Consider the following 15,093-nt stretch of genomic DNA (forward strand, 5'->3'; position numbering starts at 1 on the left):
TTATGCCTGATTTTATCTCCAGGTTTTGCGGTCGTCATGTGAAGTCGCGGTTTTTGTTGTATTTGGCAATTACCCAAGCCAAAATTACGTGTTAAATTGCGCTCCACAATGGGTAAGGTGATCTGATCGGCTAATTTTCAGGTCTAAGAAAAGATTCGCACCTCTTGAATGAAAGGATTTTATTTATGTCTGCTAAACAACTCGAACAAGCAGCTCAAGCAACTAAAACTGCATTTGTGTTCCCAGGTCAGGGTTCACAAAAAGTCGGCATGCTCGCTGAACTTGCAGAACAGTTTAGTGGTATCCGCGATACATTTGCTGAAGCATCTGAAGCGGTGGGTTTTGATCTGTGGCAGATTGCACAGACGGGTGAAGGTCTGGATCAAACCGAATTTACTCAACCGGTACTATTAACAGCATCAATCGCTTTATGGCGTGTATGGTTAGAGCTGGGTGGAGTAGCACCAAAATATATGGCGGGCCATTCACTCGGTGAATACAGCGCGTTAGTTGCAGCGGGTGCTTTAAGTCTGGGTGATGCAGTCAAGCTAGTGAACCTGCGTGGTAAGTTGATGCAAACTGCTGTACCTCAAGGCGTAGGTGCAATGGCGGCGATTCTGGGTCTAGATGATGCCAAAGTGATCGAGCTTTGTGCACAAGCAACAGCAGCAGGCGAAGGTTCAGTTGAAGCAGCCAACTATAATGCTCAGGGGCAAGTCGTAGTTGCTGGTAATAAAGAACGCGTAGAAGCCGTGATGGTACTGGCCAAAGAAAATGGCGGTAAAGCGATTGCACTGCCAGTTTCAGTTCCTTCACATTGTTCACTGATGAAACCTGCCGCTGAGCAGTTTGCAACAGCTTTGGAACAAACTGCCATTGAGATGCCACGCATACCTGTATTACAAAATGTAGGCGCAAAAGCAGCTGCGAACGTGACTGAACTTCGTCAGGCTTTGACTGAGCAGCTGTATGAGTCAGTACAATGGACTAAAACACTACAATTCCTTCAAGATGAAGGCGTTGAGTACATTGTAGAATGTGGCCCAGGTAATGTACTGGCCAATATGGCAAAACGTTTACCGAATATCGAAAAAGCACTTCCATTAGATACTCAATCTCGTCTGGAAGATGCGTTGAACACCGTATTGGTGGCAGAAGGGAAAATTGCATGACACAGGAACGTAAAGTTGCCTTGGTGACAGGTGCAAGCCGCGGCATTGGTGCTGCAATTGCACAACAATTAATTCAAGACGGTTATTTTGTCGTAGGTACTGCGACTTCTGAAGCGGGTGCAGAGAAACTTAACGCACAATTTGCTGAAAATGGTGCCGGTAAAGTTCTAGATGTACGTGATGGTGCTGCGATTGATGCACTGGTCAGCGATATTGAGCAAAACTATGGTCCTGTGCTGGTACTGGTGAATAATGCCGGTATTACCAAAGACAACCTGTTATTACGCATGTCGGAAGACGACTGGGATGATATTTTAAACATCCATCTGAAAGCCGTTTATCGTTTATCTAAACGTGTGCTGAAAGGTATGACCAAGGCACGTTTCGGCCGTATCATTAATATCAGTTCTGTGGTGGCGCATTTTGCTAACCCAGGTCAGGCGAACTATTCAGCTGCCAAAGCAGGTATTGAAGCATTTGGTCGCAGTCTGGCTAAAGAAATGGGTAGTCGTCAGATTACAGTCAATGCTGTTGCACCTGGCTTTATCGCAACTGAAATGACTGAACAGTTAAGTGAAGAAATTCGCAAAAAAATGAGTGATCAAGTGGCTTTAAACCGTTTAGGTGATCCACAAGATATCGCGAATGCCGTAAGTTTCCTGGCATCGGACAAAGCCAGTTACATTACAGGTACAGTCATTCACGTTAATGGTGGTTTATACATGAGCTAAACGGCACATGTATTAACTTTCCAAATTTTATAGATTCAATTAAACTAACGGCATTAAAAACGCCACAAGCAATGAGGAGAATTCCTGTGAGCGATATCGAACAACGCGTTAAACAAGCGGTTGCAGAACAACTTGGTATCAAAGTCGAAGAGATTAAAAACGAAGCATCTTTCATGGATGACTTAGGTGCTGACTCTCTAGACCTAGTTGAACTTGTTATGTCTTTCGAAAATGACTTCGACATCACTATTCCTGATGAAGATTCTAATGAAATCACAACTGTTCAATCTGCTATTGACTATGTTACTAAAAAACTTGGTTAATACTGATTTTCAGCTTTGCTGAACCTAAAGACCACCGCAAGGTGGTTTTTTTGTACCTATAGAATAGAGATAGGGTGATTTTACAATCGATAACCTTTTGCTTACCAATGACTAACTTTGTATCTGCTGCTTTCCTTGTACAAATAAGAATGATCTGATGAATAACAAGAATGGAGTCCACTATGGGTCTTTTTGATTTTGTAAAAGGCATTGGTAAAAAGAACACTGCAGCTGCGGAGCCACAACAAACACCGGCAGCAACTCAACAGGCACCTGCCGCTGCACCTAAAGCAGCATCGGCTGAACCTTCTGCACAGGAAATAGCGAACAAATTATTAGGCCATGTTAAAAGCCTAGGACTGCCAATTACAGGATTGTCGATCAGCTATAACTCAACCTCAGATCTGGCAACCGTACGCGGACAGGTACAAAGTCAGGCGGATCGTGAAAAGATTATTTTAGCAGTAGGAAATGTTGATCATGTTGCTAAAGTAGATGACCAGCTGACTGTAGCGAATCCGGAACCTCAAAGTAAGTTCTATACGGTTAAATCGGGTGATACCTTATCTAAAATTTCGAAAGAATTTTATGGTGATGCCAACCAGTACAACAAGATTTTCGAGGCAAATCGCCCTTTACTAAAAAATGCGGATGATATTTTCCCGGGTCAGGTACTACGTATTCCTGCCTAGTTTTAGATAATCATCAATATAAATAATAAAATTTTATTTTAAACTTATCTAATTCAGATAAACGGTTCACAACAAAGCCCCTTATGGGGTTTTGTTGTATCTACCACTTGAACCCTTGTCAGAATTAGATTCCTACATCCAGATATGAACTTTCCTTTACTTCTTCCATAACCACATAACTATGTGAGGAAGCAGAAGAGGGGAGCTTTTTTAATAAATCCCCAAGCAGACGCCGGTAAGCACTCATTTCCTTTAGGCGTGCTTTCACCAGATAATCAAAATCTCCCGAGATCAGATGACATTCCAGTACTTCAGGAATTTCACTTAAGTCACGCGCGACCTGTTCAAATACATCGCCCGATTTGGCAGAAAGTTTGATTTCCAGAAACACCAGCAGGTTCTTTTCCAGTTTTTCCGGATTGAGCCGGGCATGGTAACCCATGATGATTCCATCGCGTTCCAGTCGCTTGACCCGCTCGGAACAGGGTGTGGTGGAGAGGTTGACTCGGGAGGCGAGTTCACTGATTGCAATGCGCCCATCGCGCTGCAGGATATCTAAAATCATGCGATCAATGCGGTCTAATTTACGCATCTATTATTCCCTTAATTTTTAAAAATGACGCGAAAAATCTAGTGGATTTGCTGAATATATCAGTTTAAAACAGTGAAATTCACTATTGATCCAAAAATATACTGGTGAAATAAACTATAAATGTCATTGAGGGTAATGTCATGCGCGTAATTGTATTAGGTGGTGGTGTCATTGGTGTAACAAGTGCCTACTATCTTGCGCAGCAGGGAGCAGAAGTGACTGTCCTTGATCGTCAGGCAGGTCCAGCTGAAGAAACCAGTTTTGGCAATGCAGGCCAGATTTCTCCTGGTTATTCGACACCGTGGGCAGCACCTGGCATTCCATTTAAAGCAGTGAAGTGGATGTTTCAGCATCATGCACCATTGGCTATTAATGTTGATGGTAGTCTGTGGCAGCTACAGTGGATGGCCCAGATGCTGAAAAACTGTAATGCTCAGCATTATGCAGTGAATAAAGAACGTATGGTGCGGGTCGCTGAATATAGCCGTGACTGTTTACGTAATCTACGTCGTGATATCGGCATCTCTTATGAAAACCGTTCTAAAGGAACGTTGCAGATTTTCCGTAAGGAAGCACAGCTCGATGCAGTGCAACGTGATATCGAAGTGCTGAAAGAAACCGGCGTGGATTTTGAGTTGCTGGATCGTGAGCAGCTAGCCAAAGTTGAACCGGCACTGGCAGAAGCTAAAGATAAACTGGTGGGTGGTTTGCATCTGCCAAATGATGAAACCGGTGATTGCTACCTGTTTACCAATGCACTGGCCAATTACGCCAAAGGCATGGGCGTACAATTCAAGTTTAACCAGCATGTTGAAAAACTGCTATTTGAAGGCGACCAGATTAAAGGTGTACTGGTCAATGGTCAGGTGTTGACCGCAGATAGATATGTACTGGCTTTCGGCAGCTATTCCCGTGATTTTCTGAAGCCGTTACACCTGGATCTGCCGGTATATCCAGTCAAAGGTTATTCATTGACCATTCCAATTGTGGATCAGACTCATGCACCACAATCGACTGTGCTGGATGAAACTTACAAGATTGCATTGACTCGTTTTGATCAGCGTATCCGTGTCGGTGGTATGGCAGAGCTAACAGGCTTTAATTTGGGCCTGAATGAGGATCGCCGTGCAACCTTGGAAATGGTCACTCGTGACCTGTTCCCGGGTGGTGACATGGCGCAGGCCAGTTTCTGGACCGGCTTACGTCCAATGACTCCAGATAGCACACCAATTATTGGACCGACACGCTTTAACAATCTGTTCCTGAATACCGGACACGGTACGCTGGGCTGGACCATGGCATGTGGCTCAGGAAAGCTGATCAGTGATTTGGTACTGGGTCAAGCACCTGAAATTAGTACTGAAGGCTTGTCGCTGAATCGTTATCAGCAGGTTGCTTAAGCTTTTAAGGATTATCAGTTTCAGGGAAGAAATTTATGCCACGTCCAATACACGCGGTTATTCATCAACAGGCATTGCAACATAACCTGCAAGTTGCACATTCCTGCGCACCTCAAAGCCAGGTCTTTGCAGTAGTTAAAGCTGATGCCTATGGGCACGGCATAGAGCGGGTTTATGCCGCATTAAAAAGTGCTGATGGTTTTGCCTTTCTGGATCTTACTGAAGGAAAGCGTTTGCGTGCCTTGGGCTGTGACAAGCCCTTATTGTTGCTGGAAGGCATTTTTGGCTTTGAAGATTTATTCGACTGCGCCAAGTATGAGATGGGTTTTGCAATTCATGCCCAGCATCAACTGGAATGGTTAAAAACCTTTGTCCAATTACAGCCAGACGTACAGTTTGATGTCTTTTTAAAAATGAATAGCGGAATGAACCGGCTCGGTTTTTTACCTGAGCAGTATCCTTCCGCTTTTCAGGAATTAAAAAATATTCAGCAAGTACGCTCTATTAGTCATATGACACATTTTTCCGATGCGGATGGCATGCGACTTGGACAGGAAGGTATTGAACATCAACAACTGGTCTTTATCGAAACCATTCAAAATCTGCCGGGCAAAACCTCACTCAGCAATAGTGCCGCCATTCTGCGCCATCATCAGCATATACAGTCAGACATTGTACGTAGCGGCATCATGCTTTACGGCAGTTCACCTGACTATCCCGCCCATACGATTGATCACTGGAACTTAAAGCCGACCATGACTCTGCGTAGCGAACTGATCGCAATTCAGCAGGTTCGGGCAGGAGACAGCATCGGTTATGGCTCTACTTTTATAGTTGGGCAGGATATGCAGATTGGAATTGTGGCCTGTGGTTATGCGGATGGTTATCAGCGAATCACACAAACTGGAACACCGGTTTTGGTAGATGGGATTCGAACCCAAACGATTGGTCGCGTCAGTATGGATATGCTGGCGGTTGATCTGGATTCTGTCCCGGATGCACAGATTGGTAGCGAAGTTGTGCTGTGGGGACAATCCATTCACGGCACAGTATTACCGATTGATGAAGTAGCCGCGGGTTCGGGTACGGTTGGCTATGAGCTGATGTGTGCCATCACCCAACGTGTGCCCGTGCAGATTGAAAGTTTAAGATTAAACAAATATTAGAAATAAGAGAGGATAAAATTATGACGGAACATATAGATATTCAGCGTTTGAACAGCAATCAGGTGATGAGTGCTGTCACCATTCATAATCAAACCGTGTATTTGTCAGGGCAGGTGCCTGACAGCATCAGTCTGGATATTCATGGTCAAACACGTGAAGTGCTCATGAAGATTGATCAACTCCTTAAACTGGCAGGTACAGACAAAAGCCGTCTGTTATCTGCACAGCTCTTTGTTAAAAACCTGGAAGACTTTCAAACCGTCAATGCGCTCTGGATTGAATGGCTCGAGGGATGTGGTACACCAGCACGCGCAACCATTCAGGCGGATTTGGTGAATCCCGCCTGGTTAATTGAAATTGCAGTGATTGCAGCGCTCCCTTAAGTTGTTTCAGATTTTTATATCTCCCAACTTGATTTTGTAAGCATATCAGGCCTGATCATTTAATCCATTAAATGAAACTGCATCTGCAATCAGGATTTCAGGAAGAAATCCGATCAGATAAGCGAAGGCTTGATGTGAAAAAGGAACCGAATATGAATACAGTCTCTTCTAAAGATGATGCATCATCATCTCCCCATGAATTACAACGTAAGCTCTCTAACCGCCATTTGCAGTTAATTGCCATTGGTGGTGCCATTGGTACAGGCCTGTTCATGGGTTCTGGTAAAACGATTGCACTGGCAGGGCCTTCAATCTTGTTTATATATATGATTATTGGAGCCATGTTCTTTTTCCTGATGCGTGCATTAGGGGAAATCCTGTTATCCAATTTGCACTATAAATCCTTCATTGATATGGCGCATGACCTGATTGGTCCGGGGGCTGGCTATTATATTGGCTGGTCGTACTGGCTGGGCTGGATTCTGGTCGGTATTGCCGACTTAGCGGCAATTATCAATTATCTGAATTTCTGGCTGCCACCCGATATGGCTTTTACACCCATGGGGCAGGCCATGATCAGTGCGGGCTGTGTATTGCTGGTACTGGGAATTAACCTGCTGACCGTGAAGCTGTTTGGTGAAATCGAGTTCTGGTTCGCCCTGATTAAAATTCTGGCGATTCTGGGCCTGATTGTGATTGGCGGATATATGATCTTCAGCGACTTCCAGGCACCAAGTGGATCGGCTGCCAGCCTGACCAATGTCTGGGCCTATAATGGTATGTTCCCTAAGGGCACTATGGGCTTTCTTGCCGGCTTCCAGATTGCGATGTTTGCTTTCGTAGGTGTGGAACTGCTGGGTACGATGGCGGCTGAAACCAAGGATCCGGAAAAGAACTTGCCTAAAGCAGTGAATGCGATTCCTACACGAATCATCCTGTTCTATGTATTGTCTCTGCTGGTGATTATGTCTGTAACGCCGTGGGTAGAAATTCCTGCTGATCAAAGTCCTTTTGTGACTCTTTTCTTGCATGCCGGTATTCCCGTATCAGCCATTATCATGAATCTGGTGGTGCTGTCTTCTGTAATGTCTTCCATGAACAGTGGCGTGTTCTCTACCAGCCGGATGCTGTTTGGTCTGGCACGTGATGGTCAGGCACCCCAGGCTTTGGCTGAGCTTTCAAGTCGTGCAGTTCCGGCTAAAGGTCTGTTATTTTCCTGTGCCTTTATTATGGCGGGTGCAGCTTTCCAGTATTTTGTGCCGAACACGATGGAAGCCTTTACGCTGGCCAGCTCACTCTGTGTGATTCTGTTTATCAGTATCTGGGGGCTGATTATGGTGTGTTATATCCGTTACCGTAAACAGCAACCTGAAAAACATGCCACTTCGACCTTCAAGATGCCGGGCGGAATCTGGATGTCCTATCTGGTGTTGATCTTCTTGTTCTTTGCCTTAATTGTTTTAAGTCTGGAAGCAGATACCATGAAGGCACTGATGATTAGTCCGCTGTGGTTGGTGATTCTGTTTACTACCTATCATACTTTGTATAAACCACGTCTTCGTAAACATCAGCAAATTCTCTCCTGAGAATAAAGTGCAGACATAAAAAATCCCCGATCAATCGGGGATTTTTTAATTTTAGGGAATTTTAGAAAGTAGGTTTTACAACCACTAAAATCACCACAGCAAATAAAATCAGCGTTGGCATTTCATTAAAGAAGCGCCAGAACTTGTGTGACTTGTAATGGGCATTTTCCATCAGTTTCTTACGATAATAACCACATATCAAATGGTAAATGACTAGCAAGCCAACCAGGCCGACTTTCAGATAGAACCATAAGGCTTCATGGTAATGACGCGTTGCATCACCCCAATCGACTAGAAAGTGTGCTGTTATCAGCGTGGCGACCATGGCTGGCCACATAATCCCGCGATACAGCTTGCGTTCCATAATTTCAAAGCGTTGATGACTTACGACATCTTCACTCATGGCATGGTAGACATAAAGCCGTGGCAGATAGAACAAAGCAGCGAACCAGCAAACCACAGCAATAATATGTAATGCTTTTACCCACAAGAAAGCATCAGAAGGAGCATCCATCAAGTCACCCTAAAATGGGCGGCTTAGCCTTCCCATTTTTTGAAAACGAGACAAGCATTTACGCCGCCGAAACCGAAACTGTTACTCATCACAGTATTCAATTTTGCGTCACGTTTTTCAAGTACGATATCAAATGGTTTTGCGCCTTCATCCAGTTCAGTCACGTTGATGTTTGGTGCAATAAAGTCATTTTGCATCATCAGGATAGAGTAGATTGCTTCCTGTACACCTGCAGCACCTAAGCTGTGACCTGTCATAGATTTAGTTGAGCTGAGTGGAGGAACCTGACCTTCACCGAAGGCACGTGCCATGGCTTTAAGTTCAGTAACATCACCCGCTGGAGTAGAAGTACCATGTGTATTCACATAGTCAATTTTATCTACGCCATGCTGTTTAGCTTCTTCTAGAGCCATCAGGATACAACGTGTTGCACCTTCGCCAGATGGAGCAACCATGTCAGCACCATCAGAGTTAGCTGCATAAGCCACAACTTCAGCCAGAATATTCGCGCCACGTGCCTGAGCATGTTCCAGTGACTCAAGCACCACAAAACCGCCACCACCAGCAATCACGAAACCGTCACGGTCTGCTGAATATGGACGAGAAGCTGTTTCAGGTGTGTCGTTGTATTTAGAGCACAATGCACCCATCGCATCAAACAGCAGGCTTTGAGACCAGTGATCTTCTTCACCACCACCGGCAAGCATTAAATCCTGTTTGCCTAATTGAATCAGGTTGTAAGCATAACCAATGGCATCGGCAGAAGTTGCGCAGGCGCTGGTAATCGAGTGTGCAATCCCTTGTAATTTGAATGCCACACCGACGTTCGCAGTAATGGTATTTGACATGTTACGTGGGACGAAGAATGGGCCAACTTTACGCGCACCTTTTTCTTCCAGCAATTTTGTCATTTCTACTACAGATGCTGTCGAGTTGCCACCTGAACCACCCGCAATACCATAACGTGGATTATTCGCCAGATCTTCCTGTTTTAAGCCAGCGTGTTCAACAGCAGCCACAGCAGCATTGTAGGCATACATTGCACACACGCCCATAAAGCGTTTCAGCTTACGGTCAATACCATCAAAATCCTGTTCAGCAGCAGCGCTAACATGGCTCTTGAAATTCAGTTCAGCATAAGTCGGATTAAAACGTGTTCCTGAAATCCCGTTTTGTAAAGAGTGATTCACATCCTCTAATGTATTACCAATGCACGAGTTAATACCCATACCAGTGATGACAACACGTTTCATCTACAGATCCTTATAGTTTATCTCTGGGGCAGCGGGAGATATCTGGCGTTGATAAGACAGCAAAATATAGCGCTAACCCCTATTTCACAATGCAGAACATCATAGCAGAAAGATTTTTGAAATCTTATGGCAAATGTTATGCCGTGTGACAGTAGGTTGAATTTATAAAGTACTGTGTAGAGCTTTTACTAAATGAAACAGAATAAGGTTGAGATAAATGCTGACTACACCTAGTATTTATACCAAATACAAGCACGTGTATGCTGAGGTAAAAAATGGTAAATGCTAATAATAAACAATCTAATGGTCTGATTTCGAATGCCTTTGGAGTGGCGAAAAAGTTCAGTTCAACAGGTTTGGAACTGTTAAATCATGTTGCACCAGATTCTGTGACTAAAACCTTCAATACCGATCATGCTGTTGACGGCTCGGCAAAAGTCAAAAGCCCTTTTGCTTCAAAAAAATATGAAAATCCCAAAGACATGCTACGCGAACATCTTCCAAATGTTTCCCGTCAGCTGCTGGGCCGTCGTTTTAATACCGTGAATAATGTCGCGCATTTTGTTTCTCCCCAGCTGGCCGACAAAGTATCTGACTACTTTTATAATCACCTGAATCAGTTCAGCAACCAGATGAGTTCGGTTGATGCCATCCTGAATGAAGCAGGGGCGAAGGATCTGGAAGAACTAACTCAGGACACTACGCGTTCTCAACGCATTTCTCAGGCATTTGCTGAACAAAATAAATGGATGGCGACGGTACAAGGCGCTGTAAGTGGTGTCACTGGGGTATTGGGAACTGCGATTGATATTCCAGCTTCTTTACTGATGGCACTGCGTACTATCTATCAAGTGGGACGTTCTTATGGTTTTGACCTGAGCAAGGAAGACGATCAGGAAATTGTACAGCATATCTTTAGACAGATTGATCTCAGTCTGATTGCAGAAAAACAGGCGCTGTTGATGGGGCTTAAAGCGCTGAGCAGTACTTTGAAAACACATGACCTTTCCCAGTTGCAGACTATGCTTGGATCAAGCAATGATGTGGAAACACTGAAAAAATGGCTCAGCAATCAGGATGGTAGCATGAAGTGGGAATGGATGAACCATTTCCCGAAACTATCTTTATTAGAGCAGCTAACCAAATTGACTCCATTGGCGAGTGCAGGTATTGGTGCAGTCTATAGTCATCGCTTTGTGAATGATGTGAACCAGAAAGCACAAGAAGTATTCTCTCATGCCCGTCAGTATCTACAGCAGCATCAGGATCTAGGTTTGTCGCCATATGCTGCCTATGAAAAAGCCGTTGACCTGCTCCAGCAGGCGACCCCGAAGCTGATAGAAAATCTTGATCATTCAGCCGCTGATAAAGATAAGCCAATTCTGGATAAAGAAATCCCAATTGAAGGCAATCAAACTATCAAGCAAGTCAAACTGATTAAGAAAGAGCAGGAAAGCTTGAGCCCGGAAGAAGCTGAAGTGAAAAAAGATGAAAAGGTCAGTGAAGGTCTGGATGAATTGACCGATAAACTGGTTGAACACGCCGATGCTAAACAGGAACAAAAACCGGCTATTCCAAAAGATTCTTTTGATGCAGATGCAGCACTGGAAGAAGAGCTCGGCTTGCAGGAAAATGACACAGAAATGTTACAGGCAGCCGCTGAAGAAGAGACGGATACAAACAAGCCTGAAAACTCCGAGACTGCAGACAAACAAACGCAAGCTGAGGAAACTACGGAAGATGTTGCAAAAAATGCTGCCACGAAATCGAAAAAATAAGTGATTTTCGCCATAAAATAAACGCTTAAAGTCGAGATGCGATCGTATTTTGCCTGACTCCGGCATATTGACCGATTTTGCATCTTGACATACAATTGCATGCCCTCAAAAAGTAGTATTTTTTTGGGGCTTTTTATTAACGGGAGAATTGCCACATGGCAACAACAAATCAGTTGATCCGTAAGGGTCGTACGACTTTAGTTGAAAAATCTAAAGTTCCTGCGTTGAAGGCTTGTCCACAGCGCCGTGGTGTTTGTACACGTGTTTACACAACTACACCTAAAAAACCTAACTCAGCAATGCGTAAAGTTTGCCGTGTTCGCTTAACTTCAGGTTTCGAAGTTTCTAGCTACATCGGTGGTGAAGGCCATAACCTACAAGAGCACAGTGTTGTTCTTATCCGTGGTGGTCGTGTTAAAGACTTACCAGGTGTACGTTACCATACCGTTCGTGGTTCTTTAGACTGTGCTGGTGTTAAAGATCGTAACCAAGCTCGTTCTAAATACGGTACTAAACGTCCTAAGAAATAATCTTTTGAGATTAAGTTCTTATTTCGCTAGAACTGCAATCCTTTATCGTCTCGCTTGTCTGATTTCTGCATTTAATTTTGTGAAAATTCAAGCGACGTGTAGTAAGGCCAGCGAATGCACACGACACTTTGTGCTACTGCTGGATTAACCTGAAGTGTCATATTTATAGGTAGTTTTAAAATGCCAAGACGTCGCGTAGTCGCTGCTCGTGAAATCCTTCCGGATCCTAAGTTCAGCAGCCAAACAATCGCTAAATTCATGAACCACGTAATGCAAGATGGTAAAAAATCTATTGCTGAAAGTATCGTTTACGGTGCTTTAGACCGCGTTCAAGAAAAATCTAAAGTAGACCCAGTTGAATTTTTCGAGACTACTCTTGAAAAAGTTCGTCCTATGGTCGAAGTAAAAGCACGCCGTGTTGGTGGTGCTACATACCAGGTACCTATGGAAGTGCGCCCATCCCGTCGTACTGCCTTGGCTATGCGTTGGTTAGTAGATGCTGCTGCTAAGCGTTCTGAAAAAACTATGGCTTTACGTCTTGCTGGCGAGTTGCTTGATGCAGCTGAAGGTAAAGGCGCAGCGGTTAAAAAACGTGAAGATGTGCACCGTATGGCTGAAGCCAACAAAGCCTTCTCTCACTATCGCTTCTAAGCGGTTAAAACAGCCCCTATTCAGGAGGATGATGAGCCAGTTTTCGCTGTTTTGTCATCGAATCGCTTTAAGCTGCCCAGCAGCTTAAAGCGTCCTGTTTTAAACAACAAAATTTAGGAATGCAAGAAATCATGGCTCGTCAAACCCCAATTTCTCGTTATCGTAATATTGGTATTTCTGCGCACATCGATGCGGGTAAGACCACAACTACTGAACGTATCTTGTTCTACACAGGTGTATCTCACAAAATTGGTGAAGTACATGATGGTGCAGCAACAATGGACTGGATGGAGCAAGAGCAAGAACGTGGTATTACCATTACTTCTGCTGCTACCACTACATTCTGGTCAGGTATGTCTAAGCAGTTCCCAGAACACCGTATCAACGTAATTGATACCCCGGGACACGTTGACTTCACAATCGAAGTTGAGCGTTCTATGCGTGTTCTTGATGGTGCATGTATGGTTTACTGTGCTGTAGGTGGTGTACAACCTCAGTCTGAAACTGTATGGCGTCAAGCTAACAAATACCAAGTGCCTCGTTTAGCATTCGTGAACAAGATGGACCGTACTGGTGCAAACTTCTTCCGTGTTGTTGAACAAATGAAAACACGTCTTGGTGCGCACCCTGTACCTGTAGTAATCCCTGTTGGCGCTGAAGAAAACTTCCAAGGCGTTATCGATCTGATCGAAATGAAAGCGATCATTTGGGACGAAGCTTCACAAGGTATGAAGTTCGAGTACGGCGAAATCCCTGCTGATCTTCAAGAAACTGCTGAAGAATGGCGTACAAACATGGTTGAAGCTGCTGCTGAGGCTTCTGAAGAGTTAATGGATGAATACCTGAACAATGGCGATTTGACTAAAGAGCAAATCGTTACTGGTCTTCGTGTTCAAACATTGGCTTGTGAAATTCAACCAATGCTTTGTGGTACAGCGTTCAAAAACAAAGGTGTTCAACGTATGTTGGACGCAGTAATTGAATTCTTGCCGTCTCCTACTGAAGTTAAAGCAATCGAAGGTATCCTTGACGACAAAGCTGAAACTAAAGCGACTCGTGAAGCATCTGACGAAGCTCCGTTCTCTGCGCTTGCGTTCAAAATCATGAACGACAAATTCGTAGGTAACTTAACTTTCGTACGTGTTTATTCTGGTGTTCTTAAACAAGGTGACTCTGTTTATAACCCGGTTAAATCTAAACGTGAACGTATCGGCCGTATCGTGCAAATGCACGCGAACGATCGTCAAGACGTTGAAGAAATCCGTGCTGGTGACATCGCTGCGTGTGTAGGTCTTAAAGACGTAACTACTGGTGATACACTATGTGATGAGAAAAACATCATCACTCTAGAACGTATGGAATTCCCAGAGCCAGTAATTGCATTGGCTGTTGAACCAAAAACTAAAGCTGACCAAGAAAAAATGTCTATCGCTTTAGGTCGTTTGGCTAAGGAAGATCCATCATTCCGCGTTCGTACTGACGAAGAATCTGGTCAAACAATTATTGCTGGTATGGGGGAGCTTCACCTTGACATCATCGTTGACCGTATGAAACGTGAATTCAACGTTGAAGCGAACATTGGTAAACCAATGGTTGCTTACCGCGAAACAATCAAAAAGACTGTTGAGCAAGAAGGTAAGTTCGTACGTCAAACTGGTGGTAAAGGTAAATTCGGTCACGTATATGTACGTTTAGAACCGCTTGATCCTGAAGCTGGTAAAGAATACGAATTCGCTGAAGAAGTTGTAGGTGGTGTGGTACCTAAAGAATTCTTCGGTGCAGTTGACAAAGGTATCCAAGAACGTATGAAGAATGGTGTCCTTGCTGGTTATCCAGTAGTTGGCATCAAAGCGACATTGTTCGACGGTTCTTACCATGATGTCGACTCTGACGAATTATCGTTCAAGATGGCTGGTTCTTATGCCTTCCGTGACGGTTTCATGAAAGCAGATCCTGTTCTTCTTGAACCTATCATGAAAGTTGAAGTAGAAACTCCAGAAGACTACATGGGCGATATCATGGGTGACTTAAACCGTCGTCGTGGTATGGTTCAGGGTATGGACGATTTACCTGGTGGTACTAAAGCAATTAAAGCTGAAGTTCCACTTGCTGAGATGTTTGGTTACGCAACTCATATGCGTTCTATGTCTCAAGGTCGTGCGACTTACTCTATGGAATTTGCTAAATATGCTGAAACTCCACGTAACGTGGCTGACGGCATCATTTCTAAGTTCCAGTCTGGCGGTAAAAAAGGTGACGACGAGTAATCTTTCGATTACTATAAGCCCAAACTAATTCATAGTTAAAAACCAAGCGCTCATG

The 15,093-nt window shown here is 44.1% G+C and carries 15 protein-coding genes; 12 read left to right on the forward strand and 3 right to left on the reverse strand.

Annotated features, from left to right (window positions below; all coding sequences use genetic code 11):
* Positions 1 to 185 precede the first annotated feature (185 nt).
* The 4 genes from fabD (at position 186) to lysM (ending at position 2,918) form a co-directional block, all read left to right on the forward strand.
* The gene (gene fabD, locus F897_RS06140; RefSeq protein ID WP_005234277.1) at positions 186 to 1,172 is read left to right on the forward strand and encodes an ACP S-malonyltransferase; all 987 of its coding nucleotides are present in this window, start codon (positions 186 to 188) and stop codon (positions 1,170 to 1,172) included.
* Positions 1,169 to 1,903 (forward strand): 3-oxoacyl-ACP reductase FabG, encoded by a 735-nt coding sequence (gene fabG / locus F897_RS06145; RefSeq protein ID WP_004783301.1) that lies wholly within the window; start codon positions 1,169 to 1,171, stop codon positions 1,901 to 1,903. The genes fabD and fabG overlap by 4 nt, the downstream gene beginning before the upstream one ends.
* An 86-nt stretch (positions 1,904 to 1,989) precedes the next feature.
* A complete protein-coding gene (gene acpP / locus F897_RS06150) occupies positions 1,990 to 2,226 on the forward strand; it encodes an acyl carrier protein (RefSeq protein ID WP_004783299.1) in 237 nt (78 codons plus the stop codon).
* A 182-nt stretch (positions 2,227 to 2,408) separates the two neighbouring features.
* A complete protein-coding gene (gene lysM / locus F897_RS06155; protein ID WP_005234280.1) occupies positions 2,409 to 2,918 on the forward strand; it encodes a peptidoglycan-binding protein LysM in 510 nt (169 codons plus the stop codon).
* Positions 2,919 to 3,042: 124 nt separating this feature from the next.
* On the opposite strand, the gene F897_RS06160 is transcribed toward lysM, so the two are convergent.
* Positions 3,043 to 3,510, reverse strand: coding sequence for an Lrp/AsnC ligand binding domain-containing protein (locus tag F897_RS06160; RefSeq protein ID WP_004783295.1), 468 nt, complete (start codon positions 3,508 to 3,510; stop codon positions 3,043 to 3,045).
* A 140-nt stretch (positions 3,511 to 3,650) separates the two neighbouring features.
* Between F897_RS06160 and F897_RS06165 the strand changes: the two genes are divergently transcribed.
* From F897_RS06165 to F897_RS06180, 4 genes are all read left to right on the forward strand, one after another.
* Complete coding sequence (locus F897_RS06165; protein ID WP_005234282.1) at positions 3,651 to 4,910, forward strand: D-amino acid dehydrogenase; 1,260 nt, start codon at positions 3,651 to 3,653, stop codon at positions 4,908 to 4,910.
* 35 nt (positions 4,911 to 4,945) lie between these two features.
* The gene (gene alr, locus F897_RS06170) at positions 4,946 to 6,076 is read left to right on the forward strand and encodes an alanine racemase (protein ID WP_005234284.1); all 1,131 of its coding nucleotides are present in this window, start codon (positions 4,946 to 4,948) and stop codon (positions 6,074 to 6,076) included.
* A gap of 20 nt (positions 6,077 to 6,096) precedes the next feature.
* Positions 6,097 to 6,459, forward strand: coding sequence for a RidA family protein (locus tag F897_RS06175; protein ID WP_005234286.1), 363 nt, complete (start codon positions 6,097 to 6,099; stop codon positions 6,457 to 6,459).
* A 152-nt stretch (positions 6,460 to 6,611) separates the two neighbouring features.
* A complete protein-coding gene (locus F897_RS06180) occupies positions 6,612 to 8,045 on the forward strand; it encodes an amino acid permease (RefSeq protein ID WP_005234288.1) in 1,434 nt (477 codons plus the stop codon).
* 61 nt (positions 8,046 to 8,106) lie between these two features.
* Here F897_RS06180 and F897_RS06185 read toward each other — a convergent pair whose 3' ends face one another.
* Both F897_RS06185 and F897_RS06190 read right to left on the reverse strand, forming a co-directional pair.
* On the reverse strand, positions 8,107 to 8,559 hold the full coding sequence (locus tag F897_RS06185; protein ID WP_005234291.1) for a CopD family protein: 453 nt from the start codon (positions 8,557 to 8,559) through the stop codon (positions 8,107 to 8,109).
* Positions 8,560 to 8,582: 23 nt separating this feature from the next.
* Positions 8,583 to 9,812: a beta-ketoacyl synthase N-terminal-like domain-containing protein gene (locus tag F897_RS06190; RefSeq protein ID WP_005234293.1), complete on the reverse strand. Its 1,230-nt coding sequence runs from the start codon at positions 9,810 to 9,812 to the stop codon at positions 8,583 to 8,585.
* 275 nt (positions 9,813 to 10,087) lie between these two features.
* On the opposite strand from F897_RS06190, the gene F897_RS06195 reads away from it, so the two are divergent.
* The 4 genes from F897_RS06195 (at position 10,088) to fusA (ending at position 15,038) form a co-directional block, all read left to right on the forward strand.
* Complete coding sequence (locus F897_RS06195; RefSeq protein WP_005234295.1) at positions 10,088 to 11,590, forward strand: EcsC family protein; 1,503 nt, start codon at positions 10,088 to 10,090, stop codon at positions 11,588 to 11,590.
* Between the two features lie 155 nt (positions 11,591 to 11,745).
* A complete protein-coding gene (gene rpsL, locus F897_RS06200; protein WP_004783283.1) occupies positions 11,746 to 12,120 on the forward strand; it encodes a 30S ribosomal protein S12 in 375 nt (124 codons plus the stop codon).
* A 180-nt stretch (positions 12,121 to 12,300) separates the two neighbouring features.
* Positions 12,301 to 12,771: a 30S ribosomal protein S7 gene (rpsG, locus tag F897_RS06205; RefSeq protein ID WP_004783282.1), complete on the forward strand. Its 471-nt coding sequence runs from the start codon at positions 12,301 to 12,303 to the stop codon at positions 12,769 to 12,771.
* A 131-nt stretch (positions 12,772 to 12,902) separates the two neighbouring features.
* Positions 12,903 to 15,038, forward strand: coding sequence for an elongation factor G (gene fusA / locus F897_RS06210; protein WP_005234297.1), 2,136 nt, complete (start codon positions 12,903 to 12,905; stop codon positions 15,036 to 15,038).
* Positions 15,039 to 15,093 lie beyond the last annotated feature (55 nt).

This window comes from Acinetobacter variabilis (assembly GCF_000369625.1).
Lineage (GTDB): Bacteria > Pseudomonadota > Gammaproteobacteria > Pseudomonadales > Moraxellaceae > Acinetobacter > Acinetobacter variabilis.